Annotated in this window: 21 protein-coding genes; 17 read left to right on the plus strand and 4 right to left on the minus strand. The window is 63.5% G+C overall.

The window, feature by feature from the left end; translation table 11 throughout:
* Positions 1-85: 85 nt before the first annotated feature.
* The 5 genes from ABVQ20_RS13485 (at position 86) to ABVQ20_RS13505 (ending at position 5938) form a co-directional block, all read left to right on the plus strand.
* Positions 86-1267, plus strand: coding sequence for a Gfo/Idh/MocA family protein (locus ABVQ20_RS13485; protein ID WP_354459989.1), 1182 nt, complete (start codon positions 86-88; stop codon positions 1265-1267).
* A 67-nt stretch (positions 1268-1334) separates the two neighbouring features.
* Positions 1335-2366 (plus strand): ABC transporter substrate-binding protein, encoded by a 1032-nt coding sequence (locus ABVQ20_RS13490; protein WP_354459990.1) that lies wholly within the window; start codon positions 1335-1337, stop codon positions 2364-2366.
* A gap of 79 nt (positions 2367-2445) precedes the next feature.
* Positions 2446-3984 (plus strand): sugar ABC transporter ATP-binding protein, encoded by a 1539-nt coding sequence (locus tag ABVQ20_RS13495; protein ID WP_354459991.1) that lies wholly within the window; start codon positions 2446-2448, stop codon positions 3982-3984.
* Positions 3981-4955, plus strand: a complete 975-nt coding sequence (locus tag ABVQ20_RS13500) for an ABC transporter permease (protein ID WP_354459992.1) — start codon at positions 3981-3983, stop codon at positions 4953-4955. Before ABVQ20_RS13495 ends, ABVQ20_RS13500 begins: the two co-directional genes overlap by 4 nt.
* Positions 4952-5938, plus strand: a complete 987-nt coding sequence (locus ABVQ20_RS13505) for an ABC transporter permease (protein WP_435528340.1) — start codon at positions 4952-4954, stop codon at positions 5936-5938. Before ABVQ20_RS13500 ends, ABVQ20_RS13505 begins: the two co-directional genes overlap by 4 nt.
* A gap of 25 nt (positions 5939-5963) precedes the next feature.
* Here the strand turns inward: ABVQ20_RS13505 and ABVQ20_RS13510 are convergent, their stop codons facing one another.
* On the minus strand, positions 5964-7070 hold the full coding sequence (locus ABVQ20_RS13510; protein ID WP_354459994.1) for a Gfo/Idh/MocA family protein: 1107 nt from the start codon (positions 7068-7070) through the stop codon (positions 5964-5966).
* Positions 7067-8149, minus strand: coding sequence for a Gfo/Idh/MocA family protein (locus ABVQ20_RS13515; protein WP_354459995.1), 1083 nt, complete (start codon positions 8147-8149; stop codon positions 7067-7069). The genes ABVQ20_RS13510 and ABVQ20_RS13515 overlap by 4 nt, the downstream gene beginning before the upstream one ends.
* Positions 8150-8425: 276 nt before the next feature.
* Between ABVQ20_RS13515 and ABVQ20_RS13520 the strand changes: the two genes are divergently transcribed.
* From ABVQ20_RS13520 to ABVQ20_RS13535, 4 genes are all read left to right on the plus strand, one after another.
* Positions 8426-9358, plus strand: a complete 933-nt coding sequence (locus tag ABVQ20_RS13520; protein WP_354459996.1) for a sugar ABC transporter substrate-binding protein — start codon at positions 8426-8428, stop codon at positions 9356-9358.
* Positions 9359-9482: 124 nt separating this feature from the next.
* Positions 9483-10469, plus strand: a complete 987-nt coding sequence (locus tag ABVQ20_RS13525) for an ABC transporter permease (RefSeq protein ID WP_354459997.1) — start codon at positions 9483-9485, stop codon at positions 10467-10469.
* A 3-nt stretch (positions 10470-10472) separates the two neighbouring features.
* Complete coding sequence (locus tag ABVQ20_RS13530) at positions 10473-11267, plus strand: ATP-binding cassette domain-containing protein (RefSeq protein ID WP_354459998.1); 795 nt, start codon at positions 10473-10475, stop codon at positions 11265-11267.
* A gap of 6 nt (positions 11268-11273) precedes the next feature.
* The gene (locus ABVQ20_RS13535; RefSeq protein ID WP_354459999.1) at positions 11274-12296 is read left to right on the plus strand and encodes a LacI family DNA-binding transcriptional regulator; all 1023 of its coding nucleotides are present in this window, start codon (positions 11274-11276) and stop codon (positions 12294-12296) included.
* Positions 12297-12664: 368 nt separating this feature from the next.
* On the opposite strand, the gene ABVQ20_RS13540 is transcribed toward ABVQ20_RS13535, so the two are convergent.
* A complete protein-coding gene (locus ABVQ20_RS13540) occupies positions 12665-13255 on the minus strand; it encodes a TetR/AcrR family transcriptional regulator (protein WP_354460000.1) in 591 nt (196 codons plus the stop codon).
* Between the two features lie 245 nt (positions 13256-13500).
* Between ABVQ20_RS13540 and ABVQ20_RS13545 the strand changes: the two genes are divergently transcribed.
* From ABVQ20_RS13545 to ABVQ20_RS13555, 3 genes are read left to right on the plus strand one after another with little or no spacing between them, the layout of a single operon-like run.
* Positions 13501-13761 carry a hypothetical protein gene (locus ABVQ20_RS13545; protein WP_354460002.1) on the plus strand — a complete coding sequence of 87 codons (261 nt, stop codon included), beginning with the start codon at positions 13501-13503 and terminating at the stop codon, positions 13759-13761.
* Entirely contained in the window at positions 13755-16931 is a 3177-nt protein-coding gene (locus tag ABVQ20_RS13550; RefSeq protein ID WP_494337955.1) for an efflux RND transporter permease subunit, read from the plus strand. The genes ABVQ20_RS13545 and ABVQ20_RS13550 overlap by 7 nt, the downstream gene beginning before the upstream one ends.
* 15 nt (positions 16932-16946) lie before the next feature.
* Positions 16947-18098 carry an efflux RND transporter periplasmic adaptor subunit gene (locus tag ABVQ20_RS13555; RefSeq protein ID WP_354460004.1) on the plus strand — a complete coding sequence of 384 codons (1152 nt, stop codon included), beginning with the start codon at positions 16947-16949 and terminating at the stop codon, positions 18096-18098.
* A 43-nt stretch (positions 18099-18141) separates the two neighbouring features.
* Here ABVQ20_RS13555 and ABVQ20_RS13560 read toward each other — a convergent pair whose 3' ends face one another.
* The gene (locus ABVQ20_RS13560) at positions 18142-19050 is read right to left on the minus strand and encodes a LysR substrate-binding domain-containing protein (RefSeq protein WP_354460005.1); all 909 of its coding nucleotides are present in this window, start codon (positions 19048-19050) and stop codon (positions 18142-18144) included.
* Positions 19051-19153: 103 nt separating this feature from the next.
* Here ABVQ20_RS13560 and ABVQ20_RS13565 point away from each other — a divergent pair, with 103 nt between their 5' ends.
* The 5 genes from ABVQ20_RS13565 to ABVQ20_RS13585 all read left to right on the plus strand — a co-directional run bounded on the left by ABVQ20_RS13565 (position 19154) and on the right by ABVQ20_RS13585 (position 25075).
* Complete coding sequence (locus ABVQ20_RS13565; RefSeq protein ID WP_354460006.1) at positions 19154-19942, plus strand: HalD/BesD family halogenase; 789 nt, start codon at positions 19154-19156, stop codon at positions 19940-19942.
* A 140-nt stretch (positions 19943-20082) separates the two neighbouring features.
* The gene (locus tag ABVQ20_RS13570; protein ID WP_354460007.1) at positions 20083-20820 is read left to right on the plus strand and encodes a GntR family transcriptional regulator; all 738 of its coding nucleotides are present in this window, start codon (positions 20083-20085) and stop codon (positions 20818-20820) included.
* Positions 20821-20881: 61 nt separating this feature from the next.
* Positions 20882-21988, plus strand: coding sequence for a mandelate racemase/muconate lactonizing enzyme family protein (locus ABVQ20_RS13575; RefSeq protein WP_354460008.1), 1107 nt, complete (start codon positions 20882-20884; stop codon positions 21986-21988).
* A 1-nt stretch (position 21989) separates the two neighbouring features.
* Positions 21990-23174: a mandelate racemase/muconate lactonizing enzyme family protein gene (locus ABVQ20_RS13580; protein WP_354460009.1), complete on the plus strand. Its 1185-nt coding sequence runs from the start codon at positions 21990-21992 to the stop codon at positions 23172-23174.
* A 236-nt stretch (positions 23175-23410) separates the two neighbouring features.
* The gene (locus ABVQ20_RS13585) at positions 23411-25075 is read left to right on the plus strand and encodes an ABC transporter substrate-binding protein (protein WP_354460010.1); all 1665 of its coding nucleotides are present in this window, start codon (positions 23411-23413) and stop codon (positions 25073-25075) included.
* Positions 25076-25122: the final 47 nt, after the last annotated feature.

The following is a 25122-nucleotide window of genomic DNA, read 5'->3' on the forward strand; positions in this document are numbered from 1 at the left end:
TGCAGTACTTTATCGAAAAAAGAACGCATGGCTTGGGAGGAAGACGATGCAGGCTGGCCGGCTTCTCGGCTTGAGGGGCTGAACCATGGTTCATGCCACCAATGACGCGATCGAGACACGCAAGCTAAGGGTCGGCATGGTCGGCGGCGGCCGCGAAGCCTTCATCGGCGCCGTGCACCGCCTGGCGATGAGGCTTGACGACCGCATCCAGCTTGTCGCCGGCGCACTGTCCTCTGACCCCGAGCGGGCACGCCTGTCCGCCGCCGACATCGGCATCGCCGCTGACCGCGCCTATTCCAGCTACCAGGAGATGGCGAAAGCCGAAGCGGCGCGCGCTGACGGTATCGAGGGGGTTGTTATCGTCACGCCGAACCATATGCATGCGCCGGTGGCCGCGGCCTTTCTCGACGCCGGCATCGACATCATCTGCGACAAGCCGCTGTCGGCTACCTTGCAGCAGGCCGAGGATCTGGCTCGGCGTGCCGCGAAAAGCGGACTGGTGTTCGCGGTCACCCTGAACAACACCGGCTATGCCATGGTGCGCGAGGCACGCGCCATGGTCGCCTCCGGCGCGCTCGGCAAGATCCGCATCGTGCGTGCCGAATATATCCAGGACTGGCTGACGCTGCCGATCGACGCCGACGGCCAGAAGCAGGCGGAATGGCGCACCGACCCCGCACGCGCCGGGCGCTCGGCCTGTCTCGCCGACATCGGCGTGCACGCCTACAGCCTCGCGCAATTCGTCACCGGCCAGATGCCGGACGCGATTGCCGCCGACCTGACGACCTTCGTGCCAGGGCGCCGCCTGGACGACAACGCCCATGTGCTGATGCGCTATGCCAGCGGCGCGCGCGGCGTGCTCATCGCCAGTCAGGTCTCGCCCGGCAACTACAATCGGCTGTCGCTGAAAATATATGGCGAAAAGGCCGGCCTGGAATGGTTCGCTCATGAGCCCGAGGTGCTGCATTTCGCGGCGTTCGGCGAACCGGCCCGTACATTGACGCGTGGAGGGCCAGGCGTCGGCCAGGCAGCGGGATCGGTCTCGCGCATGCCGGCAGAGCATCCGGAAGGCTATGTCGAGGGCTTTGCCAATCTCTATCGTGATGCGGCGGCGCTGATTGCCGCCCGCCGCGCCGGCAGGACGCCTGACCCGGCCCTTGTCGCCGCCGTGCCCAACATTCATGATGGCCTTGCCGGCATGCGTTTCATCGAGGCGGCCGTGGATTCCCATGAAAATGGAGGCGCATGGACCACGATCGCTGCGTGATCACCCAATCCGCGACGGAGAGGTTTTCCGTACGGTAAGACAGAACTGAACAGTGGAGGAGTTACACATGAAAATGCTTGTTAAAATCGGGTTTGCCGCGCTTGCGGCTGGTCTGTGCTCGAGCGCCGCGATGGCGGCGGGAAAGACCTACACGATCGGTGTTTCCAACACCGTGCAGGGCAATGGCTGGCGTGAAGAGATGATCTGCGCGATCAAGGCGCAGGCGCTCGCCTCGGGCGAGGTCGCCAAGCTCAACATCGCCCACCGCAACACCGACGCGGCCGGTCAGTTGGAAGACCTGCGCAACCTGATCAGTGCCAAGGTCGACGCCATCGTCGTCAACCCGGCCGATCCGGCGGGTATCAAGGCGGCACTGGCCGAGGCCACCAAGGCCGGCATCGTCGTCGTCGCCGTCGACCAGGCGGTTACCGAACCATCGGCCTACATCATCTCGAACAACCAGGAAAAATACGCCTATCTCGGCGCCAAATGGCTGTTCCAGCAGATGGGCGGCAAGGGCGGCGTCGTCTACATGCGTGGCGCCGCCGGCGCCTCGGCCGACAGCGACCGCGACAAAGGCTTCAAGGAAGCGCTCAAGGAATTTCCGGACGTGAAGGTCGTGCATGAGGTCTTCACCGGCTGGCAGCAGGACCAGGCCAAGCAGCAGATCCTCGACTTCATCGCCACCGGAACGCCGTTCAACGGCATCTGGACCTCGGGCATCGACAACGTGATCGTCGACGCGCTGACGGAGTCTCAGACAGCACTGGTGCCGATCGTCGGCGCCGACAATGCGGGCTTCGTCGGCCAGCTCAACAAGGTCGAGGGGCTGAAGGGCGCGGCGGTCACCAACCCGGGCTCGATCGGCGGCGCGGGCGTCACGCTTGCCCTGCAGATCCTTGATGGCAAGAAGCCGGCTCAGCAGACCGTGCTGGTCGAGCCGTCGCTGTGGCAAAACGTCACCGACGCCGGCAAGGCTCAGCTGAAGTCAGCGGCCGATCCGTCGCTGTCGCCCGAGTGGCCGGTTTCGATCTCGATCCCGAACTGGACGACGTACACCAAGGACCAGATCGTGGCCTGCAAGGGCCCCGGCGAATAATCGACCGACCTGAAATGACAAGCAGGGACGGCAAGCAAAGGTGTTTGCCGTCCCTGCCATTTAACCCTGGATCGCACCCTTGACGACGAATCCCATCCTCGACGCCACCGGTGTGGCGAAAAGCTATGGCGCCGTGGCGGCGCTGCGCAACGCGTCGCTCTCGGTCCTGCCGGGCGAAGTCCATGCGTTGATGGGCGCGAACGGAGCCGGCAAGTCCACCCTGGTCAAGATTCTGACCGGCGCGATCCGTGCCGACAAGGGCGACATCAGGATTCGCGGCCAGGCACGTGACGTGCGCTCTCCAGCCGATGCCCGCCGGGCCGGGCTGGTTCCCGTTTATCAGGAACCGTCGCTGATCCCGGATCTCGACATCGTCTCCAACCTCCGTCTGACCGGCACGCCGCTCGAGCCGTTCCGCGCCTGGGTGCGTGAACTCGGCGTCCCTGATCTCGACGTCAACGACATGGCGCGGGATGTTCCGCTGGCGATCCTGAGGGTGCTCGACCTGGCCCGTGCATTGGCCGTCGAACCGGACGTGATCCTGCTCGACGAGATGACCGCGGCGCTGCCGGCAAACCTCGCCGAGCGGGTGATCGACGTCGTCAGGCAACAGAGCAAGAGCGGACGCTCCGTCATCTTCATTTCGCACCGCTTCATCGAGATCTCAGCGATGTGCGACCGCGCCACCGTGCTGCGCGACGGCGAGACCGTGGGTGTCGTCGACATCGTGCCCGGCATCGAGGAGAAGATCGTCGAGCTGATGCTCGGCGCGCGCGTCGAGAAGACCTACACCAAGAGCGGCGGCGCCAGCGCGGCCGGAACGGTTGAAGCGACCCATCCCCGGCTCAGCGTGCGCAATCTGCGCGTCGGGACCAAGCTTCAGGACGTCTCGTTTGACCTCCGGGATAGCGAGGTCGCCGGCGTGGTCGCCCTGGAAGGCCAGGGGCAGGATGAGCTGTTCGGCGCGCTTTCGGGTGCCATCCGCCCGTCCGGAGGAACGATCGAGGTTGACGGCAAGGCTGTCCAGTTCAGCCACCCCACTGACGCGATCGACCTCGGCATCGCCTACGTTCCCGGCGACCGCACCGAAGTGCTGCTGATGCAGCAATCGGTCCGTGAAAACATCGCCCTGCCCTTCAGCGCCCGGCTGCGCAACTGGGGCCCGATCAATATGGGCCGCGAGCGCACCACCGTCGCCCGCGCCATCGAGCGGCTGCAGATCGACACAAGGGCGCAACGCGAGGTGCAGCGGCTTTCCGGAGGCAACCAGCAAAAGGTGACGATCGCCCGCTGGATCGCGGCGGACGCCCGCACCATCCTCTGCTTCGATCCAACGCGCGGCATCGACGTGCGCACCAAGCAGGAGATCTACAGACTGCTGCGCGAACTCGCTGCCCAGGGCAAATCGGTGCTGTACTACACGTCCGAACTCGAAGAGGTTCAGCGCGTCTGCGACCGCGCCATCGTCATCTTCGGCGGGCGCGTGGTCGATGTGCTGCCGACAGATATTGCCGACGAAGCCGCCCTCACCCGCGCCTCCTATGGCCTTCCCCGCCACGCGCAGGAGGATATCGGCATCCTGGCCGGCGCCTCGAACACTCCGGCAGGCGCACGATGATCCGTTTTGTCCGTAAAAATGGCTGGGTCACAGGCCTGTTCGTGCTGCTGGCGTTGCTGTTCGTCATCACCAAGATCATCCAGCCCGGCTACGGCGCTGGTGATTTCGGATCGCTGGTCCGCGCCGTCCTGCCCTTCGCCTTCGCCGTCGCGGCGCAGACGATCGTCGTCATCGCCGGAGGCATCGACCTGTCGGTTGCTTCGATGATGGCGCTGACCAGCGTCACGGCGGCCTACATGATGAATGGCGCCAGCGAGGAGTTCGCGCTGCTGGTGGTACCGATGGTGCTGCTGATGGGCGCCGGGCTCGGTGCGCTCAACGGCATCCTGATCGTCGTCACGCGTGTTCCCGACATCGTGGTGACGCTGTCGATGCTCTTCGTGCTGCAGGGAGCGGCGCTGCTCGTGCTCGACTCGCCCGGCGGTGCCGCCGCCGAATGGCTGAAGGAGTTGATTGTTGGCACGATCCAGATTCCGGGCATTCCCGACGCGATCAATGCGTGGTTGCCCAAAGGCCTGCTACTTCTACTCGTCTGCCTCGGCATCGTCTGGATTCCGCTCAGGCGTTCCTGGCTTGGCCTCTCCATCTATGCGATCGGCAGCAGCCCGCTCGCCGCCTTCCGCAGCGGCGTTCCGGTGGCGCGCACCAAGACCATCGCCTATGCCTTTTCAGGTCTGTTCGGCGCGATGGGCGGACTGACGCTGACCATGAGCACCGGCATCGGCGCGCCCATTCCGGGGCCGTACCTGCTGGCCAGCGTCGCCGCCGTGGTCCTGGGCGGTGTGGTGCTTGGCGGCGGCCGTGGCGGGCTGGTCGGCCCGATCGTCGCCGTCTTCGTGCTGCGCCTGGTGCGAACCGACCTGACGCTGCTCGCCATCGATCCCAACGTCACCGCGATCGTCGAAGGCACGATCATGGTGGTCGTCGTGATGCTTGGCGCATATCTCGCGATGAGAGGCCGCACATCATGAGCGCAAGTGTGACGTCACCACAGCCTGTTTCCTTAGGCCGCCGCCTCAAGCGGTTCATGAGCGACCAGCCGCTGGTGCCGTTGGTCGTCCTGCTTATCCTTCTGGTCGTCGTCCTGCAGATCCTTCGGCCCGGCATCGTCAACGAGCGCTGGATCGCCAACACGGTCAAGTTCGCGATTCCGCTGGCAATGCTGGCCGGCTGCCAGACGATGACGATGCTGACCGGCGGCATCGACCTTTCGGTGGGAACGGTCGCAACGATGGCCGCCTTCATCATGGCGACGCAGGCGACCCATTTTGACCCGACGATAGCGATCCTGATCGCCATGATGCCGGCCCTGCTGATCGGCCTGGCGAACGGCATCGGCGTTGGCGTGTTTCGCGTCCACCCGCTCATCATGACGCTGGGCACCAGCCTGATCGGCATAGGCTGCCTGCAGGTCTACCAGCGCACCGTCATCGCCACAGGCACCAAGGTTCCCGACTTCCTGGCCTGGCTCGGCACCGGCTTGAGCTATGGCATTCCCAATGCGCTGTTGCTGTTCATTCCCGTAGCGGCGGCCATCATCTTCACCCTGCGCCGCACCGGCTTCGGCAGGCTGCTCTACGCGGTCGGCGACAATGAGAAGGCGACGCGCCTTTCGGGTGTCGTCTACTGGCAGGTCATCGTTGCCCTCTATGTCATTTCGAGCCTGCTCGCCGGCATCATGGGGCTACTCTATGTCGGCCTCATCAAGGCGCCGTCGCTGTCGCTGGTCGAGCCGCTTGTGCTGCCCTCGGTCGCGGCGGCGGTCATCGGCGGGACATCCATCTTCGGAGGACGCGGTGGCTACACGGGCACCATCATCGGCGCGCTCATCCTCACCGTGCTGACGACGCTGCTCAGCGTGCTGCAAATGCCGGAAGGCGCGCGCCGCATCCTGTTTGGCGCCATCGTGCTGCTCGTCACCGCTGCCTATCTCAGGATCACCGAGGATCGGTAGCGGCGGCCTTCGCCGCCGCCCGAGGCTATCGTAGCGCGACCGGCGCGCCGGTTTTCGCGCTGGCCATCGCCGCCTCGACGAGGCGCAATGAGACGAGATTGCCACGCGCCGAATTGATCGGTGGTTTGCCGGTCTCGATGGCGACGAGCAACGCGCCCATGGCGCCAGCAAAGCCGTCATTGAACCATTGGCCCGTGAGCTCAGGTCGGGCCACGCCTTCGGCCGTCGTGAGACTGACCGTCTGCCGGCCGAGATCGGGTCCGGTGCTGCGCAGCGTTCCCCTGGTGCCGATGACGACGGTCGAATCCTGTGCGCCAAAGCGGGTGTGGCCATCGAAGACCAGCGACGCCTGTCCGCCCGGATAGGCAACCATGGCCTGCGCCAGAAGCTGCGAGGCCACCTGCTGATCCCCAGCACGCGTGCCGGTCGCGTAGACAGTCAGCGCGGTGTCACCGATGACGCTAGCCAGGAAATCGAACCAGTGGATGGCGAAGTCGTCGAGCACGATCTGGTCGATCTTTTCGAAGGGCGTGCCGGCGATCCAGGAATGATCCCACTGGATGGATACGTGCACCCCGGTTACCTCCCCGATCAGCCCGGCAGCCACCGCTTCGCGGATATAGGACAGATGCGGCGCCCAGCGGCCATTCTGGTTGACGGCAAGCTGGAGTCCTTTGGCTTCGGCGAGGTCCACAAATTCGTGGCCGAGAGCCATGTCGCGCACGAACGGCTTCTGCGACAGCACATGCTGGCCGGCCTCCAGCGCCCGCCGGATCAGCGGCGCCCGATCAGCCGGATGCAGGGTGATGTCCAGCACCTTGATGCCGGGGTTGCCGATCAGGTCCTCAACCCGGTCAGTCGCGATTGCGTCCGGATAGAACTGGTCGCGCCGACCTTGCGCGCGGTCGAGGTGGCGGTCGGCAATGGCGACGACGTTCAGCCCGGATTTCCTGTAGGCATCGAGATGCGCGAAGCTGATGCCGCCGGCGCCGATCAATCCGATCGGCGTAGATCTGTCCTTCGGCATCGGCGGCGCATAATCGAGGACTGGAGCGGCCATCGGCTTGGCTTCGGCGGCGACCAGCGCGTAGGAATCCGGCGCCGGCAGCTCAGCGTCATTGCCAGGGGTCACGGCAGCAGCTCCAGCGTCCGTCCCTCGCGTGCCGACAGCACCGCCGTGTCGATGATGCGCTGCGCGGTCCGGCACAGGTCGGGATTGAGCGGCCCTTCGATCGGCTTGCCGGCTTGCTTGCAGTGCAGCACATACTCCACTGGTTTGCGGAACGGCGCCTCGAGCACGTCCACGGCGATGTTGCGCACTTGAGGATGAGCCCTGGTCTGCACGCCGATGTGCTGCTCATAGTCGTAGCTGGAAATGGTGCCTTCGGTTCCCACCACCACGAAGCCGCATTTCGGCTGCGGCTGCAGCATCCAGGGGTCGGTGAAGGTGCCCCAGCGCGTTTCGAATTTCGACAGGCCGGTGGCATAGCGGCAGACGGTGATCGAATGCTCGTCGACTTCGAGACCTTCGGGCCGGTCGACAACCGATGTCACCATCAGCGGCGCTCGGCCGCCCATGAACCAGGTGCCGAGCGTGGCGCCATACCCCATATAGTCGAGCAGGCTGCCGCCGCCCGAGGCGGCCTTGTACCACCATGAAGTCGGCTTGCCCCGCCGCACCTCCTCGTCGGAAACCTCGACCTTGTCGGCAAGGTGGTAGAGGGGGCCGCGATTGCCGTCATAGAAATGGACTTCGATGACCTCGCCGATCGTGCCTTCGTCGATCAGCCGCTTGGTCGTGACATGCGGCGGATACCAGGCCAGCGGCCAGTTGATGGCGAGGCGAACGCCGGACTTCCGTGTCGCCGCGATCATCCGGTCGGCATCGGCGAGCGAGGCCGCAAAAGGTTTCTCGACGAGAATGTCGGCGCCGAAACCCGCGACCTGCTCGACCGCCGATGCATGGTCGGCGGTTGCCGGACAAAGGATGATCAGGTCGGGACGAACTGTCGAAAGGCACTGCTGAACATCGGTGAAGATCTTGTCCGCTGGAATGTCGAGGGCCGCCGCCGCACTTGTCATCCGCTCAGGGCTGGCATCGCAGATGCCGACGATCTCGGCTTCAGGATGGTCGTGAACCTCACGCAGCAGGTCACCAATATGCATGTGATCAAAATTCACGCCGACGACGCGCCACCGTTTTCCAGTCATGGCTTCCTCCCTGTGCCCGGCGCACTTTATGGAAATTTGCCTGCCGAGGAAGGGTCGCCTGCCGGGAAAATCTCATCCAAACTGATGTAATCTGATTGAGGTGCTGATGGCGCCCCACTCGCCCCCGTCTACCACTTGCAAATGGAGGCTTGCCATCCGCTGAAAAAGGGGGTGCTCTGACGTATCTGACTGGCGCTGGCAAAAAGACGCGGTCCGGTTTCTTTGCCGGAACTGAAGTTGGACTTGGTAGTCATTTTCAAAATGGGAGGAAACCAAATGCTGACGAGGCTACGATTACTTGCAATTGGTCTGATCGTGGCGCTGGCCATTCCAGCGGCCGCACAGGCCAAGACCTTCTACTGGATTTCACATGGCGGCCCGGCCGATCCGGTCTGGACCTACTTCCTCGCCGGCGCCAAGCAGTGGGCGAAGGACACCGGCAACACCGTCAACACCTCGTTCCACAATGGCGACGTCGCCTCGCAGCAGGAAGCGGTTCGCGCCGCACTCTCCGCCAAGGCCGACGGCATCGTCACCACCAGTCCCGATCCGGGCAGCCTTGTCGAGATCGTCAAGGAAGCCCGCGCGGCCAACATCCCGATCATCAACTTCAACACGCCTGACCCCAAGGCGAATTTCAATGCCTATGTCGGCGGCGACAACGTCACCTTCGGCAAGCACTGGGCGCAGTATCTGGTCGACAAAGGCCTGGTGAAGAAGGGCGATTTCGTCTGGATGCCTGTTGAAATCCCCGGCGCCACCTATGGCGTCCAGGAAGAGGAAGGCATCAAGAGCGTCTTCGGTCCGCTCGGAATCACGTATGAAGTCACCGAAGCGACGCTCGACCAGGCAGAAGTCATCAACCGCATGGTCGACTACCTCACCGCCCACAAGGGCAAGGTCAAGGCGATCATCGGTCTTGGCGATCTGGTCACCGGCTCGATCAAGCGCGTGTTCGACCAGGTCGGCGTCAAGCCGGGCGAAATCCCGGTCGTCGGCTGGGGCAACTCGCTCGACACCACGCAGGAAGTGCTGAACGGCTACGTCAATGCCGGCCAGTGGCAGGACCCGCAGGCGACCAGCTATGTGGCGCTTTCGCTCGCCAACATGGCCGCATCAGGCATTCCTCCGGGCTTCAACGTGATCACCGGCGCGCTCTACGAAAAGGACACCGCTGGGGTCTACGACAAGATCCTGTCGGGCAAGTAAGACTCGAGACCTACAGCGCCGCGCGTCCTTCCGGATGCGCGGCGCCAGACATTGCCTTTCCGCCGCCTCGGACCGCTCGATGCGTTGAGCTGCCGGCCAATCCCAACCATGTCGCGGGTCCAACGTGGATAATCATTCGCTACTCCAACGCCTGATCGCGCGGCCGGAATTCGGGCCTTTCGTGCTGCTGGTCGTCGAGATCTCCGTTTTCTGGGGGTTCAACCACGATTTCCTGTCGCCGCAGAATATCTCGAACACGCTGGCCTTCACCGTCGAGCTCGGCCTGATCGCACTGGCCATGACGCTGCTGATGACATCGGGCGAATTCGACCTGTCGGTCGGCTCGCTTTTCGGCTTCTCGCCGGTGCTGATGTGGACGCTGTTCAACAGCGGTCTCACCTCGCTGGAGGTCGGCTTCATCGTCGCCTTGCTGGTCGCCGCCTTCATCGGACTGGTCAACGGCTGGTTCGTGACGCAGCTGAAAATTCCGTCCTTCCTGGTGACGCTGGGCATGCTGCTGGTCGTGCGCGGCACTGCCCTGTTCGTGACCGACGGCTTTCCGCAGCGCACCTGGAGCGCCGACGGCACCTGGCTCGCCACCATACTGGTCGGCGATTTCTATCTCGGGCCATTCCGCATCTACATGTCGCTGTTCTGGTTCATCGCAGCCGCCATCGCGCTGGGTTACGTTTTGACGCAGAGCCGCATCGGCAACTGGATCCAGGCGGCTGGCGGCAACCCCAGCGCGGCAAGGGCGCGCGGCGTCAACGTCAACGGCGTCAAGATCGGCCTGTTCATCCTGTCGTCGGTCATGGCCTCGCTCGCCGGGGTCATCTCCTCGCTGCGCACCTCGGCCGCCAACCCCAACAGCGGCACCGGCTACGAGCTCGAGGTCATCGCCATGGTGGTGATCGGCGGCACCGCGCTGACCGGCGGGCGCGGCACGATCATCGGAACCGTGCTCGGTATCCTGATCCTGCGCGTGATGCGCAACGGCATCGTGCTGATCGGCGTGCCCGGCCTTGCCTACAACATCTTCATCGGCGCGATCATCCTCGGCATGATGGCGCTCCACTCATGGCTGGAACGCCGGCATCAGGCAGGGACGTGAACCATGGTCGAGCCACTGATCCGCATGACCAACATCCGCAAGTCCTACGGGCGCGTGCAGGCGCTGGTGGATGCCAATTTCCATGTCAATGAACGGGAGATCGTCGGGCTGCTCGGCGACAACGGCGCCGGCAAGTCGACGCTGATCAAGGTCCTGTCTGGCGCAGTGCCGCTGACCAGCGGCGACATCTTCATTCGCGGCAAGAAGGTGAATTTGCGCAGCACCAGCGACGCCATCGCCCATGGCATCGAGACGATCTACCAGGACTCGGCGCTGGTCACCCAACTGTCGATCGCCCGCAACCTTTTCCTCGGGCGCGAACCGCTCAAGCCACCGCGCTTCCTGAACCGCATGGACCAGGAGGCGATGAATGTCGTCGCCCGCGACCTGCTCAAGCAGGTCGGCATCTCCAAGAACATCCCGCCGACGACACCGATCGGCTCGCTCTCGGGAGGCGAACGCCAGGCCGTGGCGATCGCGCGCGCCATGCATTTCGACAGCGACCTGATCATCCTCGACGAGCCGACCAACAATCTCGGCGTCGCCGAGACGCAAGGCGTGCTGAGCTTCGTGCGCAATGCCCGCGATTCAGGCCACTCCTGCATCTTCATCGCCCACAATATCCACCACGTCTTCCAGGTGGTCGACCGCATCGTCGTCATGCGTCGAGGCAAGGTGGTCGCCGATGATATCGACCCGAAGAAGACCAGCGTCGCCGAGGTCGAGCGGATCATTACCGGCATGTCCGACAAGGAAATCCACGACGCGATCGTCGAAGGCACCCAGCCGACAGGCTGAAAGCCCATGAAAGCCACCGTCTCGGACATCGCCAGGACCTGCGGCCTCTCGACCGCCACGGTCGACCGCGTGCTCAACAACCGGCCGGGTGCCAGCGCCGCCAACCGGCAGCGCGTGATGGAAGCCGCAAAACAGCTCGGCTACCTGCCGGTCGCGGATCAGGTGACGCTGCCTTCGAGACCCGCCCATCTCGAATTCTTCCTGCCCATCGGCAGCAATGCCTTCATGATGGATCTGGCTGCATATATCGAGGATTATGCGGCGCGCCTGCCGCTTGTCGCATCCTGCCGCATCCACAACCTTGCCGGCATTTCACCGAGCGCGCTGCAGGCCGCGGTCGAGAACCTATCGCTCAAAGCCAATGGCGTCGGCGTGATCGCGGTCGACCATCCACGAACGCGCAACATCCTGCGCGAGGTCGTCGAAGCCGGCATTCGCCTGGTGACGATGATATCCGACGTTCCCGCCGCTCCCCGCTCGGCCTATGTCGGCATCGACAACCGCGTTGCCGGCCGCACGGCGGCGCTGTTGATGGGGCGCTTTCTTGGTGGCCGCTCCGGCCATCTGGCCATGGTCGTCGGCTCACGCTCCTATCGCGGACACGAGGAACGCGAAATGGGTTTCCGCTCCGTGCTCAGCGAGGAATTTCCCAACCTGACCGTAACCAGCGCCGTCGAGATCAACGACGAGCCGGAAGTCAGCTACACCGCGACGATGAAGGCATTGCACAACGAGCCGGAACTGCTTGGCATCTACTGCGTCGGCGCCGGGCGTTCCGGCGTGGCGAAGGCACTTCGGGAAGCGAAGCCGCAAAGGAAGCCGGTGTTCATCTGCCACGATCTGACCAGGGAGACGCGTGGCTACTTGGTGGACGACCTGCTCGATGTCGTCATCGACCAGAATGCGCGGCTGATCGCCGAGCAGTCGGTCATCCGCCTGTTGGGCTCCATCGCTTCTTCGGCGCCATACCTGACGAGGAAGTTCATTGAGCCACGGCTGATTTTGAAGGAAAATGTTCCGGTGCAATGATATCGAGGCTGCGACAGCCGGGCGATTTTCGGGCCGGCCGGCATCTGTTTCACACGCGGCCTGACGGCCATTCCCCTAGGTGATCCGGCAAATCTGCACAGCAGCTATGCAACATCCGCGATTGCCGAATCGTTGGGCAATGCGTAGCTTGACCGTGTTGGCCATCTACTCCTCCCAGATGCGATGCCAACGCTGAATGGGGCGCACCTCCTCCCGCGCCACGTTCGAAATCGAGCCCGCTGCCACCTCCTCCCGGCAGCGGGCTTTTTTCATTTCCGGCAAACCATGAATGTCAGGATGCGGCTCACGGCAATGCTCGTGGACGCGGCAGACCGCCACGTCCACGCCCATCAAGCCTGGTCTGAAGCCTAGCCCGCCGAGGCGCCCCTGAACGATGCAATGAGCCCTTCGGCCATCCGCACGAATTGCGCGCTCGGCCCCTCGGTGCCCATCGCCTGCACGCTGACGCGCGCGCCCTCGAACAGCAGCGACAGGGTATCGGCCAGAAGCTCGGCCTGACCAATGCCGGCATCCCGGCACAGGGCAACAAGACGATCGCGCTGGGCGCCCTTGAGTTCCTTGATCACACTCCTGGCGGGATGATCGGGCTCGGTCAATTCAACGGCGGCATTGGCCATGTCGCAACCGCGACTATCAGCGTTGAGCATGTCGGCGGCCTTGCGCACCCAGGCATAGAGTTGCGCGGGCTTGTCGCCAGGAAATTCGGCCTCGAATGTGTCCCACATCGCGCCGGCCTTGGACGCGGTGGCGCGCAGGCATTCGATGATGAGATCGTCCTTGGACTCGAAATGACGATAGAGCGTCATCTTGTTCGTGCCGGCAGCTTCGGTGATGGCGTCGACGCCGACGCCTTTGATGCCGTGCTTGTGGAACATGTCGCGCGCCGTCTCCAGGATTCGATCCCTGGGGCGAGAGCGCTCCACGACGCCGTCTGTCATCATGATCTCCTTTCGTTTCCAAAAAACCCTCGGCCACCTCTTGACTAGGATGTTACCGGTCTGTAACTTCCCAAATGTTACTTACTGGTAACACCTATATCGCCCTTCGTCAATAACAAGGCCGTGAACTGGTCCTGCCAGATCGAGATGGGCGAAAGATTGCAGATCATGCGGCCTCGGCCGGTGAAGAGATGAAAAACGGTTCGCGAGCATGGGCTGCGAATCGACAGACAAGGAGCCGGCCAATGCCACAGCGCCGCGATCTTACCATAGATGAAGCCGTCCGGGATCCGATGATCCGGCTGGTCATGAAAGCCGATGGCGTCGACCCGCGCGCCCTCGAGAGGATGTTGCGTTCGCTTGCCAATGCGCAAGACGCGCGCAGCGATGTGCCGTTGCTTCGTACGCTGGACAATGCCGATGAAGGGCGGGGCCAACGCCTCTCCTGGGTTGCCAGTGCGTTCGGCAAGGCCAGGGCAGCCGGCGAGGCATGCGTGTCGTGGTAAACTTCTTCATCCATCGTCCGATCTTCGCCTCGGCAATCGCCATCATCATGGTGCTCGCCGGGACGATTTGTTATTTCCTGCTGCCGGTTTCGCAGTTCCCGGACATCACGCCGCCGCAGGTGGTGGTCAGCGCCCACTACCCCGGCGCCAGCGCGCAGGTGGTGGCGGATACGGTCACCACGCCGCTCGAACAGCAGATCAACGGCGTTCAGGGCATGACCTACATGTCGTCGACGAGCTCCAATGACGGCTCTTCGACCATCACCATCACCTTCGATGTCGGCTATTCGCTCAGCACCGCCGCCGTGGACGTGCAGAACCGCGTTTCTCAAGCCGCCTCGTCACTCCCGGCGATCGTCAACCAGGGCGGCGTGACGATCAAGAAACAGAATCCGAACTTCGTCCTGATCGTCAATCTCACCTCACCCGACGGCTCCGTTGACCCGGTGGCGCTCTCGAACCTTGCCTATCTGCAGGTCGTCGATCCGCTGAAGCGCCTGCCCGGCGTCGGCGACGTGCAGATCTTCGGCGAGCGGCGCTATTCAATGCGCGTCTGGCTCGACCCAGACAAGCTCGCCAATCTGGGCATCACCGCCGTTGACGTGCAGAACGCCATCGCCGAACAGAACGTGCAGGTTGCGGCTGGCAAGATCGGCCAGTCGCCGGCGCCGGCCGGTACCGCCTTCGAAATGCAGGTCAACGCCGTCGGCCGCTTGAGCGACCCCAAGGAGTTCGGCGACATCGTCTTGCGCGCCAACGCCTCATCCGGCTCGCTGGTGCGGCTGCGCGACGTCGCCCGCATCGAGCTTGGCGCCCTGCAATATTCGTCGTCGGCTTTCTTCGGCAAGGACCCGACCGTGGTGCTCGCCGTCTATCAGATGCCCGGTTCCAACGCGCTCGATCTGCAGCAGCGCGTCAAGGACAAGATGCAGGAACTGTCGACCCGCTTCCCCAAGGGCGTCTCCTACGCGATGCACTACGACACGACGCGCTTCGTCTCGGCGTCGATGCATGACGTGCTGATCACGCTTGGCGAGGCCCTGGTCCTGGTCGTCGCCGTCGTGTTCATCTTCCTGCAGAGCTGGCGCACGACGATCATCCCCACCATCGCCATTCCGGTGTCGCTGGTGGCGACGCTCGTCGTCATGGAGATGCTCGGCTTTTCGCTGAATATGCTCAGCCTGCTCGGCATGGTGCTGGCCATCGGCCTCGTCGTCGACGATGCCATTGTCGTGGTCGAGAATGTCGAGCGACAGCTGGAGGCCGGGCTCAAACCACTCGCGGCGACGAAGGCGGCGATGGCCGAGGTCACCGGCCCGATCATCGCCACGACCGCGGTGCTGATGGCTGTGTTCATACCGGTCGCCTTCATTCCCGGGGTCTCCGGCAAGCTCTACAACCAGTTCGCACTGACAGTCGCAATCTCCGTCGGCATTTCCGCCTTCAACTCGCTGACGCTGAGCCCGGCGCTTAGCGCAGCCTTCCTGCGCCATCGTCCGGCTACGCAGTTCGTGCTGTTTCGCTGGTTCAACGCGGGATTCGACCGGATGTCGCATGCCTACGCCCATGGCGTGCGCATCCTCATCCGTTTGCGCTGGATCATGCTCGGCCTGTTCGCGGCCGGACTGGTCGCCACATACTTCGTCTGGCAGCGCCTGCCCTCGACCTTCCTCCCGGTCGAGGACCAGGGTTATTTCTTCGTCGTTATCCAGTTGCCGGATGGCGCTTCGCTCGAGCGCACCGATGCGGTGGCCAAAAAGGCGCGCGACATCCTGCAGGCGACGCCCGGCGTCGACATTGTCGGCTCGATCAGCGGCCTGAACTTCCTGACCAGCGCGGCGCAGTCGAACTCGGCGGTCGAGTTCGCCATCCTGAAGCCATGGGAAGAACGCGGCCCCGACCAGAGCGCATCAAAGCTCGTCGGCGACGTGCGCGGCAAGCTGATGCAAATCCCGGAAGCCTTCGCGCTGAGCTTCGATCCGCCCTCGATCCCGGGTATTGGCACCACGGGCGGCTTCGAGTTCGTCGTCGAGGATCTCACCGGGCGCGGCAGCTCAGCGCTCAACGACGCCACGCAAGCCGTGATCGCCGAGGCGCGCAAGCAGCCAGAAATCAATCCGCAGCAACTGTTCTCGCCGTTCTCGACCTCGACGCCGCAGTTCAACTACGACCTCGACCGCAGCAAGGCCAAACTGCTCGGCCTCAACCTGCCCGATGTCTTCAACACGCTGCAGATCTATCTCGGTTCGCTCTATGTGAACGACTTCAACCTGTTCGGCCGCACCTTCCGGGTGACCATCCAGGCCGACAAGGATGCACGCGCGGGCGCAGCCGACATTTCGCGGCTCTATGTGCGCAATGCCTCCGGCGGCATGGTGCCGCTCAGCACGCTGGGCAAGCTCGTGCCTTTCGTCGGCCCGGAAACCGTGCCGCACTACAACAACAATGCCTCGGCCACGATCAATGGCGGTGCTGCACCCGGCTTTTCCTCGGGCCAGGCGGTTGCCGCCATGGAACGGGCCGCCGCCACCGCACTGCCCAGGGATTTCGGCTTCGAATGGACCGGCATCACCTTCCAGGAACTCAAGGCAGGATCGATCGCGTCCGTCGTCTTCGGTCTCGCCATCGTCTTCGTCTTCCTGATCCTGGCGGCGCAATATGAGAGCTGGGCGATGCCGTTCATGGTGCTGCTGGCGGTGCCGCTCGCCCTGTTCGGTGCTTTCGTGGCGCTGTGGATGCGCGGTATGCAGATCGACGTCTACTCGCAGATCGGTTTCGTCATGCTGATTGGCCTGGCCGCCAAGAACGCGATCCTGATCGTCGAGTTCGCCAGACGGCGGCGAGAGGAAGGCCTCAGCATCGTCGATGCCTCGATGGAAGCGGCGAGACTGCGGTTGCGGCCGATCCTGATGACGGCCTTCGCCTTCATCCTCGGCGTGCTGCCACTGATGTTTGCGACCGGCGCCGGCGCGGCAAGCCGGCAGTCGATCGGCACCACCGTGTTTGGCGGCATGGTCGCCGCGACCATCCTGTCGCTGGTGTTCGTGCCCGTCTTCTACGCGGTTATCGAACAACTGCGCGAGCGCCGTGGCGGAGACGAGCCCGTCTCGCATCACACTGAACCAACTGCCGTACCCGCCCTCCCTCCCCTGGCGGAAGCGGCTGAATAAGATTGGAGACTGATCATGCGTAAATGGAAAATCGCGTTGGGAACGGCCGTGGCACTGGGAGCGATCTCGGTGGCCAGCGTCCACTTGCTGGACATGGGCAACCTCAGCCTGAACGCGGGCACGGCAGGTGCCGCACCCGCTCCGGCGGCCTTCGTCATGCCGGTGCCGGTGGTGAATGTCGTCAAGAAGACGATCCCGATCTATCTCGACTATGCCGCGCGCACCGAGCCTATCCGCAGCATCACGCTGCAGGCGCGTGTGCCGGGCTACCTCCAGGAGCAGAGTGCTGACGACGGCAGCGATGTCCGCCAGGGCGATCTCCTGTACAGGATCGCGCCGCAAGACTATCAGGCCGCTCTCCAGCAGGCGAAAGCGCAGGTCCAGCGCGATGCGGCAACGCTCGACTATGCGCGGTCCAATCTCGGCCGCGGCACCGAACTGGCCAAGAGCGGATACATCGCCAAGGATGTGTTCGATCAGCGCACCAGCACCTTGCGCGAGGCCGAGGCGTCGCTGGCGGTCAATCAGGCCGCCGTGCAGACAGCCGAGCTCAATCTGAGCTACGCCGAAATCCGAGCTCCCTTCACCGGGCGCATCGGCCGCAACCAGGCCTCCGTGGGCACACTGGTCAGTGTCGGCGGCACCGTCCTCAACACGCTGGTGCAGCTCGACCCCATCTACGTCACCTTCAATCCGAGCGAGACGGATCTGGTGCAGATCGAGCAAGCCAAGGCGGCAGGACCGGTCGACGTCGATGTCCTGCTCCCCGGTGAAACGGAGCCGACCCAGAAGGGCCAGCTCACCTTCATCGACAATACGGTCGACCACTCGACGGGCACGATCACCGCGCGGGCGACGATCGGCAACGGCAAGTTCACGCTGCTGCCGGGGCAATATGTCCGTGTGCGCCTGCATATCAGGCAGCAGCCCGACGCCCTGATGGTGCCGCAGACGGCGCTGGGCTCGAGCCAGCTTGGAAAATATCTCTATGTCCTGGGCAAGGGCAACACGGTCGACCAACGCATGGTTTCGCTCGGACCTACCAATGGCGACCAGATTGCGATCCTGAGCGGTGTCTCCGAAGGCGACCAAGTTATCACGGGTAATCTGCAGAAGATCGGACCGGGAATGCCGGTCTCACCACTCCCCCAAAAGCCGGCCACCTGACCTCCGCCGCAGGCTCGGCTTCAGAGACGGCGCCCTTGACCGATCAGGTCGGGGGCGCCGTTTTTGCGAGCAATTGGACCAGGCCCGCGACATCCGCGCGATCAGCCTTGGCCGGCGGGATGAAGGCGCAATAGGGATGCCCGAGGCGCACGGATACCGATGAGAGCGCGATCAGGCGGCCCGCTTCAAGATCGGCGCGCGCCATGACCCGCTGCCCAAGCGCAATGCCCAGACCAAGCCGCGCAGAGGCGATGGCCAGACTGGATAGCCCCACGCGTCGACCGTGCGAGGGATCGGGAGACCGATTGCCTCCAGAGGCCGAGAACCAGTCCGTCCATGTCGGATGCGAGGCATAATTCGGCCCCCAATTGGTGTGGATGAACATGCTCTCATGCACGTCGGCAAGGTCGGCGCCGTTGTTGCCGTGCCTGCGCCAGAATTCCGGTGCGCAGACCGGCAGCACGTCGTCATGGACGAGCCGAACCATCCGCAGGCCAGGATAATGATAGTCGCCATAGCTGATGCGAAGGTCGATGCCCTGCCGCGCCAGGTCGACGGGGTCGTCCTCGACGCGAACGTCGATCGCCATATGCGGAAAAGCATCGAGTAGCACTGCCAGCCTCGGCGCAAGCCACAATTCTGCCAGCGAGAACGGCACGCTGACGACGAGACGCGTCCGCAATCCGCCTTCCAGCATGCGCCGTCCGATCGCCGCGATGTCGCCCAGGGCCCGCGCGGCCTGCGGGTAGATGGCGTGGCCGGCGTCCGTCAGTGTTATGCGATTGCCGTTGCGCACGAAGAGCTGCTTGTCGAACCAGGTTTCGAGGTTGCGTATCTGCTGGCTGACCGCCGCCGAGGAAACGCCGAGTTCCGTGGCGGCAAGCGTGAAGCTGCCGGTGCGAGCCGCGACTTCGAAGGTCTTGATCGCATTCAGGGGCGGAAGCCGATCCATGCGGATCTCCAAAAGATTTTCTTTCGCAATCCTAATAATTTTCCGCGTTGAGAGAAAGATTTAATTGTCGTCTTCTATGTCCGGAAACTTGGAGCAAACGACGATGAAAGACATTCTCGACCTCGACCGCTACCCGCTCGACCGCGAAGGCAGCGCTGAATGGAAGCGCCTCGTGGACAGTTCCGTTGCCGCGCTCGAAGCCGACGGCATGTTCAATCTCGAGGAGTTCCTGCGGCCCGGCATTGCCGAAAAGGCGGTACGAGAAATCCAGCCCGTCATGGCCACGCGATCGCATGTGCACAAGCGCATGCACAACATCTACTTCAAGCCTGATATCCCCGAGCTTGCGCCCGACCACCCGGCACTGCGCAAGGTCGAGACCATCAGCCATACGGTTTGCGCCGACCAGATTCCGGGCAGTGTCGTGCTCGCCATCTACGAATACGAACCGCTGCTGCGCTTCCTGGCGGCGGCAATGAGCAAGACAAGACTGCATGTCATGCAGGATCCCCTCGCCCGCACCAATGTGATGGCCTATCGGGCTGGCGAGGCTCTGAACTGGCATTTCGACCGCTCCGAATTCACCACCACCCTGCTGCTGCAGCGCTCGGAGCGCGGTGGCGATCTTGAGTACCGGACAGATCTCAGGTCGGACGACAATCCCAATTATGATGGTGTCGCCAGGCTGCTGGAAGGGCGTGACCCCGAGGCCAAGATACACCGCATGAAGCCGGGCACGCTGAACGTCTTCCGCGGCAAGAACACCGCGCACCGCGTCACCACCGTCGAGGGCGAGCGCGAGCGCATGATCGCGGTGTTTTCCTACTACGAGAAGCCCGGCGTGATGTTCAGCGACGAGGAGCGGGTCGGTTTCTACGGCCGGGCGGCCTGAGGCTCGGTATGACCGCCGTGCGAGCCCGTTGACCCGGCATGCATCGGGGGGCCGACAGAAAGCGAGTTTCCAGAAAAAGGCTCTTGTTAGATTGTCGACAATCTGCTTGTCTTGCTTTCGGTTCCCTTTGGAGTGGCTCGATGGCAAAAGCGGATTTCAGTCCGATTGCTGACACGACGCGACGCGCCGAGATCGTGGCGCTGCTGCGGCGTGCGATCCTGACCGGGCAGTTGGAGCCAGGACAGAAGCTCAACGAGCTCAGGATTTCCGAGCAGATGCGGGTCAGCCGCGCGCCCTTGCGCGAGGCGATGCGCGAACTGGTGCAGGAAGGTATCCTGACCAGCATCCCCTATGCCGGCACCTTCGTCATCGGCGTGACGGCGAAGGATATCGCCGATGCCTATTCGCTCAACAAAGTGCTCGACGAGTTCGCCATCGAACTGACCTGGCCGCTTCGCGACCAGCGCTTTCTCGATGAGGTCGATCGGCGGCATGAGGCCGTGAAGCAGGCGACGCGGGACCTCGACACCACCCGCCAGATCGAAACAGCGCTGCAATTGCACGGCCTGATCTACGAATGGGCCGACAATTCGGTGCTGCTGGAGACATGGCAACGCCTGACCACTCGATTGCAGATGTATTTCGCGCTGCATCAGCGGGCGCGCAACGAGCCGGTCCCTTCCGAGGGAGTGCACGAGGAATATGTGCGGCTGCTGAAAGGCGACGACATGCGCGCCGCCCAGCGCCACGCGCGCGCGCACATCGAACTCGATTACGAAGAACTGCTCGCCTACGCGCGCAGCCTCGAGCAGCGGGCCTCGGAGGGAGGCAAGGCTGATCGTGCGGCATCAACGCGCAACCGGCAGAGAGGCACCTGACTGCCGGTTGCAGGCAAGGCAACATCCAGAATTCAGACCATTCCAGACAACGGAAAACAACGTGCAGATTGAAACCATAAAAGCCTATCACGTCGTGCAGCCCTTCGTGGACGGGCCCTATCGGATGTCCAAGGGGCGTGTCGCCGACTGCTTCGACGCCGTGATCGTCGCCATAACGTCGGACAGCGGCGTGACCGGCTGGGGCGAGATGGCGCCGCTCGGCAATTTCTACTCGGCGGCTTTTCCCGCCGGCGTGCGCGCCGGCGTGGTTGAGATCGCGCCCCATCTGATCGGCCACGATCCGCGCGGGCTTGCCAGCATCGGCCGCCTGATGGACACGGTGTTCAAGGGCCATCCCTACATCAAGGCCGCGCTCGACATGGCCTGCTGGGATCTCGCGGCGCGCGCCGCCAATGTACCGCTGGTCACCATGCTTGGCGGCAAGGAGAGCGATACGGCGGAGCTCTACAAGGTCGTCACCCATGGCAGCGTCGACGCCATGGCCGCGCTGGCCAAGCGGATCGTCAAGGACGGCTTCCACCGCTTGCAGGTCAAGGTCGGCGGCAATGTCCATGACGACATCGAACGCGTGACGGCAGTCGCCGCGTCGGTGCCGAAGGGCACCGTCATCTTCTGCGACGCCAATGCCGGCTGGACGCCCTATCAGGCACGCCAGTTCGCCGATGCGACACGGACCATCGACTACACGTTCGAACAGCCCTGTACGACAATCGACGAAAACATGTCCGTGCGCCGTTCGCTCGACAAGCCGATGGTCCTCGACGAATCCGTCCAGTCGCTTGACGATATGCTGGAGATCCACCGCAAGGGCGCCGCAGACGGCCTGACGCTGAAGATCTCGCGGCTTGGCGGCGTGACGAAGACGCGGCTGATCCGCGACCTCGCCGTCGACCTCGGCTTCATGATCACCGTCGAGGACACCGGCGGCGCCGAGATCGACACCGCCGCCATGGCGCATCTGTCGCTGTCGACGCCGGAAGAGCGCCGGCTGCACGCCATTGCCTTCCATGAATGGGTGACGGTGCGCACGGCATCGAACATGCCGCCGGTCACCGGCAGCCGCATGGGCATTCCAGATGGACCGGGCCTCGGCATCGACGTGGTTCCCGATCTGCTTGGCGCGCCCTTCTTCGAGATCGGCCGCTGAGATGAAGATACGCAGCATCACCGCCACGCCGATCAACCTTCGCCTTGAAGCACCCTATGCGTGGGTCTTCGGCGAACTCGACGGATTTTCGCCGACCATCGTCGAGGTCGAGACCGAGGATGGCTTGGTCGGTCTCGGCGAGGCGCCGACATGGGCGGCAGCCGCGATCATCAACGATGTTCTCGCCCAACGCCTGGTCGGCCGCGATGCCTTCGACATCGCCGGCGCCGAGAATGTCTGCCTGCCCTATTGGACCGGCGTGCAGTCGATCAACGACCGCACCCGCATCATGGCCTTCGGCGCCATCGAGATGGCGCTCTGGGATCTGCGCGGCAAGGCGTGGAACCAGCCGCTCTACCAGTTGCTCGGCGGCGCCGTGCGCAAGGACATTCCGTTCACCGACTATTTTTCGCTGCGCGGCGACGGGCCGAAGGTCAAGGGCGAAACCACGCCGGAAGAAGTCGCCGACTATTGCGTCGAAATGCACGAGACACACGGCACGACCTTCTTCGAAGGCAAATTTTCGACCGAAGACCCCAGGATTTCGCTGAAAATGGTCGAGTTGATCCGCAGGAAACTCGGCGACGGCGCGATGATCCGCATCGATTCCAACCAGGCCTATTCGCTCAGCACCGCTCGGAGGCTGGCGCGGCCGCTGGAGGACCTCGGCGTGCGCAACTGGGAGGACCCGGTGGCGACCATCGAGGAGATGCGCGAGTTGCGCCGTCATTGCTCGATCCCGTTTTCGACCCACAACATCGATATCGCCCGCGCCATGGAAGCCAAGGTGCCTGACGCGTTCGTCGGCAACCCGACGGCGCATGGCGGTATCGGCAGGATGCTGCGCTTCGTCGGCGCCTGCGAACACGCCGGCATCGATTACTGGTGCTACAGCGGCGACAGCGGCATCGGCAGCGCCGCCTACCTGCATCTGTGCGCGGCACTGGGCTGGATCAGGGAGCCCAACCAGTCGCTGTTTCGCATGCTGCCGATGGACGTCACCGAGGAAGGGCCGTTTTCGCCGAAGAACAATGTCGTGTGCGTGCCGGAAGGCCCCGGCCTCGGCGTCACGTTGTCGCGGGAAAACCTCGCGGCCTGTCACAGAGACTTTACCGAGAAAGGACCGTGCAACAAGTATCATGACCCGGCGAAGCCCGGGACTTATCGCCGTTTGCCGCTGAACTAGAGGATGACGGGCGGCCAAGAGACAAGAAGCCAACCACCGCGACTTCGGTCGGGAAGGTCGGACACGGACAGGTGAAAGCAGCGCAGCCAGGAATCCGACACATCCAGGCCAAGGACTGGTGGACCGGACAAAACTGCATGCTACAGTCCGGTCGATAAACCGAATTGGCGACCGGGATACGGAGAACATCCACGGAATTCGTCAACCACAAAAACACAGGGGAAAGGGTTAAACCCATGAGCAAAGACTACCGCATTCTCGACTTCATCCGGCGCAGCCGCACGCCGCACGAAAACCACCTGATCGACGGCCTTGTCGACGGTCGTGTCAGCCGCCGCGACTTCATCCGCCACGGCAGCCTGCTCGGCCTGTCACTGCCGCTTCTGGGCGGCATCACCACGGCCGCCGGCTTCGGTGGCATGCCGTCGCTTGCCCGCGCCCAGGGCGCGCCTGGCGCCACCATACGCGTTGCCAGCAGCGTGCCTGCCGCGACGATCGACCCTGTCACCATCGCCGATGCGGGTGGCCTGCTTGTCATGCAGCAGGTGGCCGAATTCCTTTGCGTCGACGGCCCCGATCTCGTGCTGCAGCCGGCACTGGCTGAAAGCTGGAAGCCAAACGACAACGGCACCGTGTGGACCTTCAAGCTGCGCAAGGGCGTCAAATTCCACAGCGGCGGCGAAATGAAGGCCGAGGACGTGGTGGCCAGCATCGATCGCCTTGCCGATCCGGCCAACTCATCCAACGCGCTGTCGGTGTTCACCGGCATCCTGTCGAAGGGCGCCAGCAAGAAGGTCGACGACTACACGGTGGAATTCCACCTCGACGCGCCGAACGGCAACTTCCCCTACATGCTGTCGTCCGACAACTACAACGCCGTCATCATCCCGGCGAGCTACAAGGGCGATTACGAGAAGAGCTTCGACGGCACCGGGCCGTTCAAGATCGAGAAATACACGGCAAAGGTCGGCGCCTCCTTCGTCCGCAACGAGGACTATTGGGGACCGAAGGCGCTGCCTGAGCGCACCGAATTCACCTTCTTCGCCGACATGCAGCCGCAGATCCTGGCGCTGCAGGGAGGACAGGTCGACATCATCAACCAGATGCCGGTTCTGGCCGGCGTGGCGCTGCTCAACGATCCGAACATCAACATCATCAGCCTGAAGTCTTCAGCGCACCAGCAACTGCATCTGCGCTGCGATGACGGCCCGTTGAAGGATCCACGCGTGCGCCGTGCCATCGCGCTCAGCCTCGACCGCGACAAGCTGGTTGCCGGTCTGATGAAAGGCCGCGCTTCGGCGGGCAACGACAGCCCGTTCGCATCGGTATATCCTTCGACCGATGCAAGCGTGCCGCAGCGCAAGCGTGATATCGCGCAGGCCAAGCAGCTCATGGAAGCCGCCGGCGCTGGCAAGGGCTTCAAGATGACGCTGACCACCGAGCGCTATCTGGAAATCCCCGAATATGCCCAGCTCATCCAGAACTGGGTCAAGGAGATCGGCATCGAGCTCGATCTCAACATCCTCGACCAGAGTGCCTATTACGGAGATGCCGTGTTCGGTAAATCGAACTGGCTGGATTCGGTGATGGGCATCACCGACTACGGTCACCGTGGCGTGCCGAATGTCTATCTGGCGGCACCGCTGAAGAGCGAAGGCACCTGGAACGCGGCGCACTTCAAGAACAAGGACTACGACACGCTGGCGACCAGCTACATCGCGGCACTCGACCTCGAGGCGCAGAAGGCGACGGCAGGCAAGATCCAGAACCTGCTGCTCGAGGAAACGCCGGTCATCTTCGGCTACTTCTACGACTACCTGACGGCGACGGCGAAGGGCGTGGCCGGCGTGCAGCCGACCGCGATGTCGCAGCTGTTCCTCGACAAGGCATCGAAGGCCTAAAACGAAAAGGGAAAGCCAATCCTCTAACAGCCAGCTCCCTCATGGGG

The organism is Mesorhizobium shangrilense (assembly GCF_040537815.1).
GTDB lineage: Bacteria > Pseudomonadota > Alphaproteobacteria > Rhizobiales > Rhizobiaceae > Mesorhizobium > Mesorhizobium shangrilense.

Coding starts and splice junctions, on each gene's coding strand:
- ABVQ20_RS13485 (WP_354459989.1), top strand. CDS start 86: ATGGTTCATGCCACCAATGACGCGATCGAGACACGCAAGCTAAGGGTC.
- ABVQ20_RS13490 (WP_354459990.1), top strand. CDS start 1,335: ATGAAAATGCTTGTTAAAATCGGGTTTGCCGCGCTTGCGGCTGGTCTG.
- ABVQ20_RS13500 (WP_354459992.1), top strand. CDS start 3,981: ATGATCCGTTTTGTCCGTAAAAATGGCTGGGTCACAGGCCTGTTCGTG.
- ABVQ20_RS13505 (WP_435528340.1), top strand. CDS start 4,952: ATGAGCGCAAGTGTGACGTCACCACAGCCTGTTTCCTTAGGCCGCCGC.
- ABVQ20_RS13515 (WP_354459995.1), bottom strand. CDS start 8,149: ATGACTGGAAAACGGTGGCGCGTCGTCGGCGTGAATTTTGATCACATG.
- ABVQ20_RS13520 (WP_354459996.1), top strand. CDS start 8,426: ATGCTGACGAGGCTACGATTACTTGCAATTGGTCTGATCGTGGCGCTG.
- ABVQ20_RS13530 (WP_354459998.1), top strand. CDS start 10,473: ATGGTCGAGCCACTGATCCGCATGACCAACATCCGCAAGTCCTACGGG.
- ABVQ20_RS13535 (WP_354459999.1), top strand. CDS start 11,274: ATGAAAGCCACCGTCTCGGACATCGCCAGGACCTGCGGCCTCTCGACC.
- ABVQ20_RS13540 (WP_354460000.1), bottom strand. CDS start 13,255: ATGACAGACGGCGTCGTGGAGCGCTCTCGCCCCAGGGATCGAATCCTG.
- ABVQ20_RS13545 (WP_354460002.1), top strand. CDS start 13,501: ATGCCACAGCGCCGCGATCTTACCATAGATGAAGCCGTCCGGGATCCG.
- ABVQ20_RS13555 (WP_354460004.1), top strand. CDS start 16,947: ATGCGTAAATGGAAAATCGCGTTGGGAACGGCCGTGGCACTGGGAGCG.
- ABVQ20_RS13560 (WP_354460005.1), bottom strand. CDS start 19,050: ATGGATCGGCTTCCGCCCCTGAATGCGATCAAGACCTTCGAAGTCGCG.
- ABVQ20_RS13565 (WP_354460006.1), top strand. CDS start 19,154: ATGAAAGACATTCTCGACCTCGACCGCTACCCGCTCGACCGCGAAGGC.
- ABVQ20_RS13570 (WP_354460007.1), top strand. CDS start 20,083: ATGGCAAAAGCGGATTTCAGTCCGATTGCTGACACGACGCGACGCGCC.
- ABVQ20_RS13580 (WP_354460009.1), top strand. CDS start 21,990: ATGAAGATACGCAGCATCACCGCCACGCCGATCAACCTTCGCCTTGAA.
- ABVQ20_RS13585 (WP_354460010.1), top strand. CDS start 23,411: ATGAGCAAAGACTACCGCATTCTCGACTTCATCCGGCGCAGCCGCACG.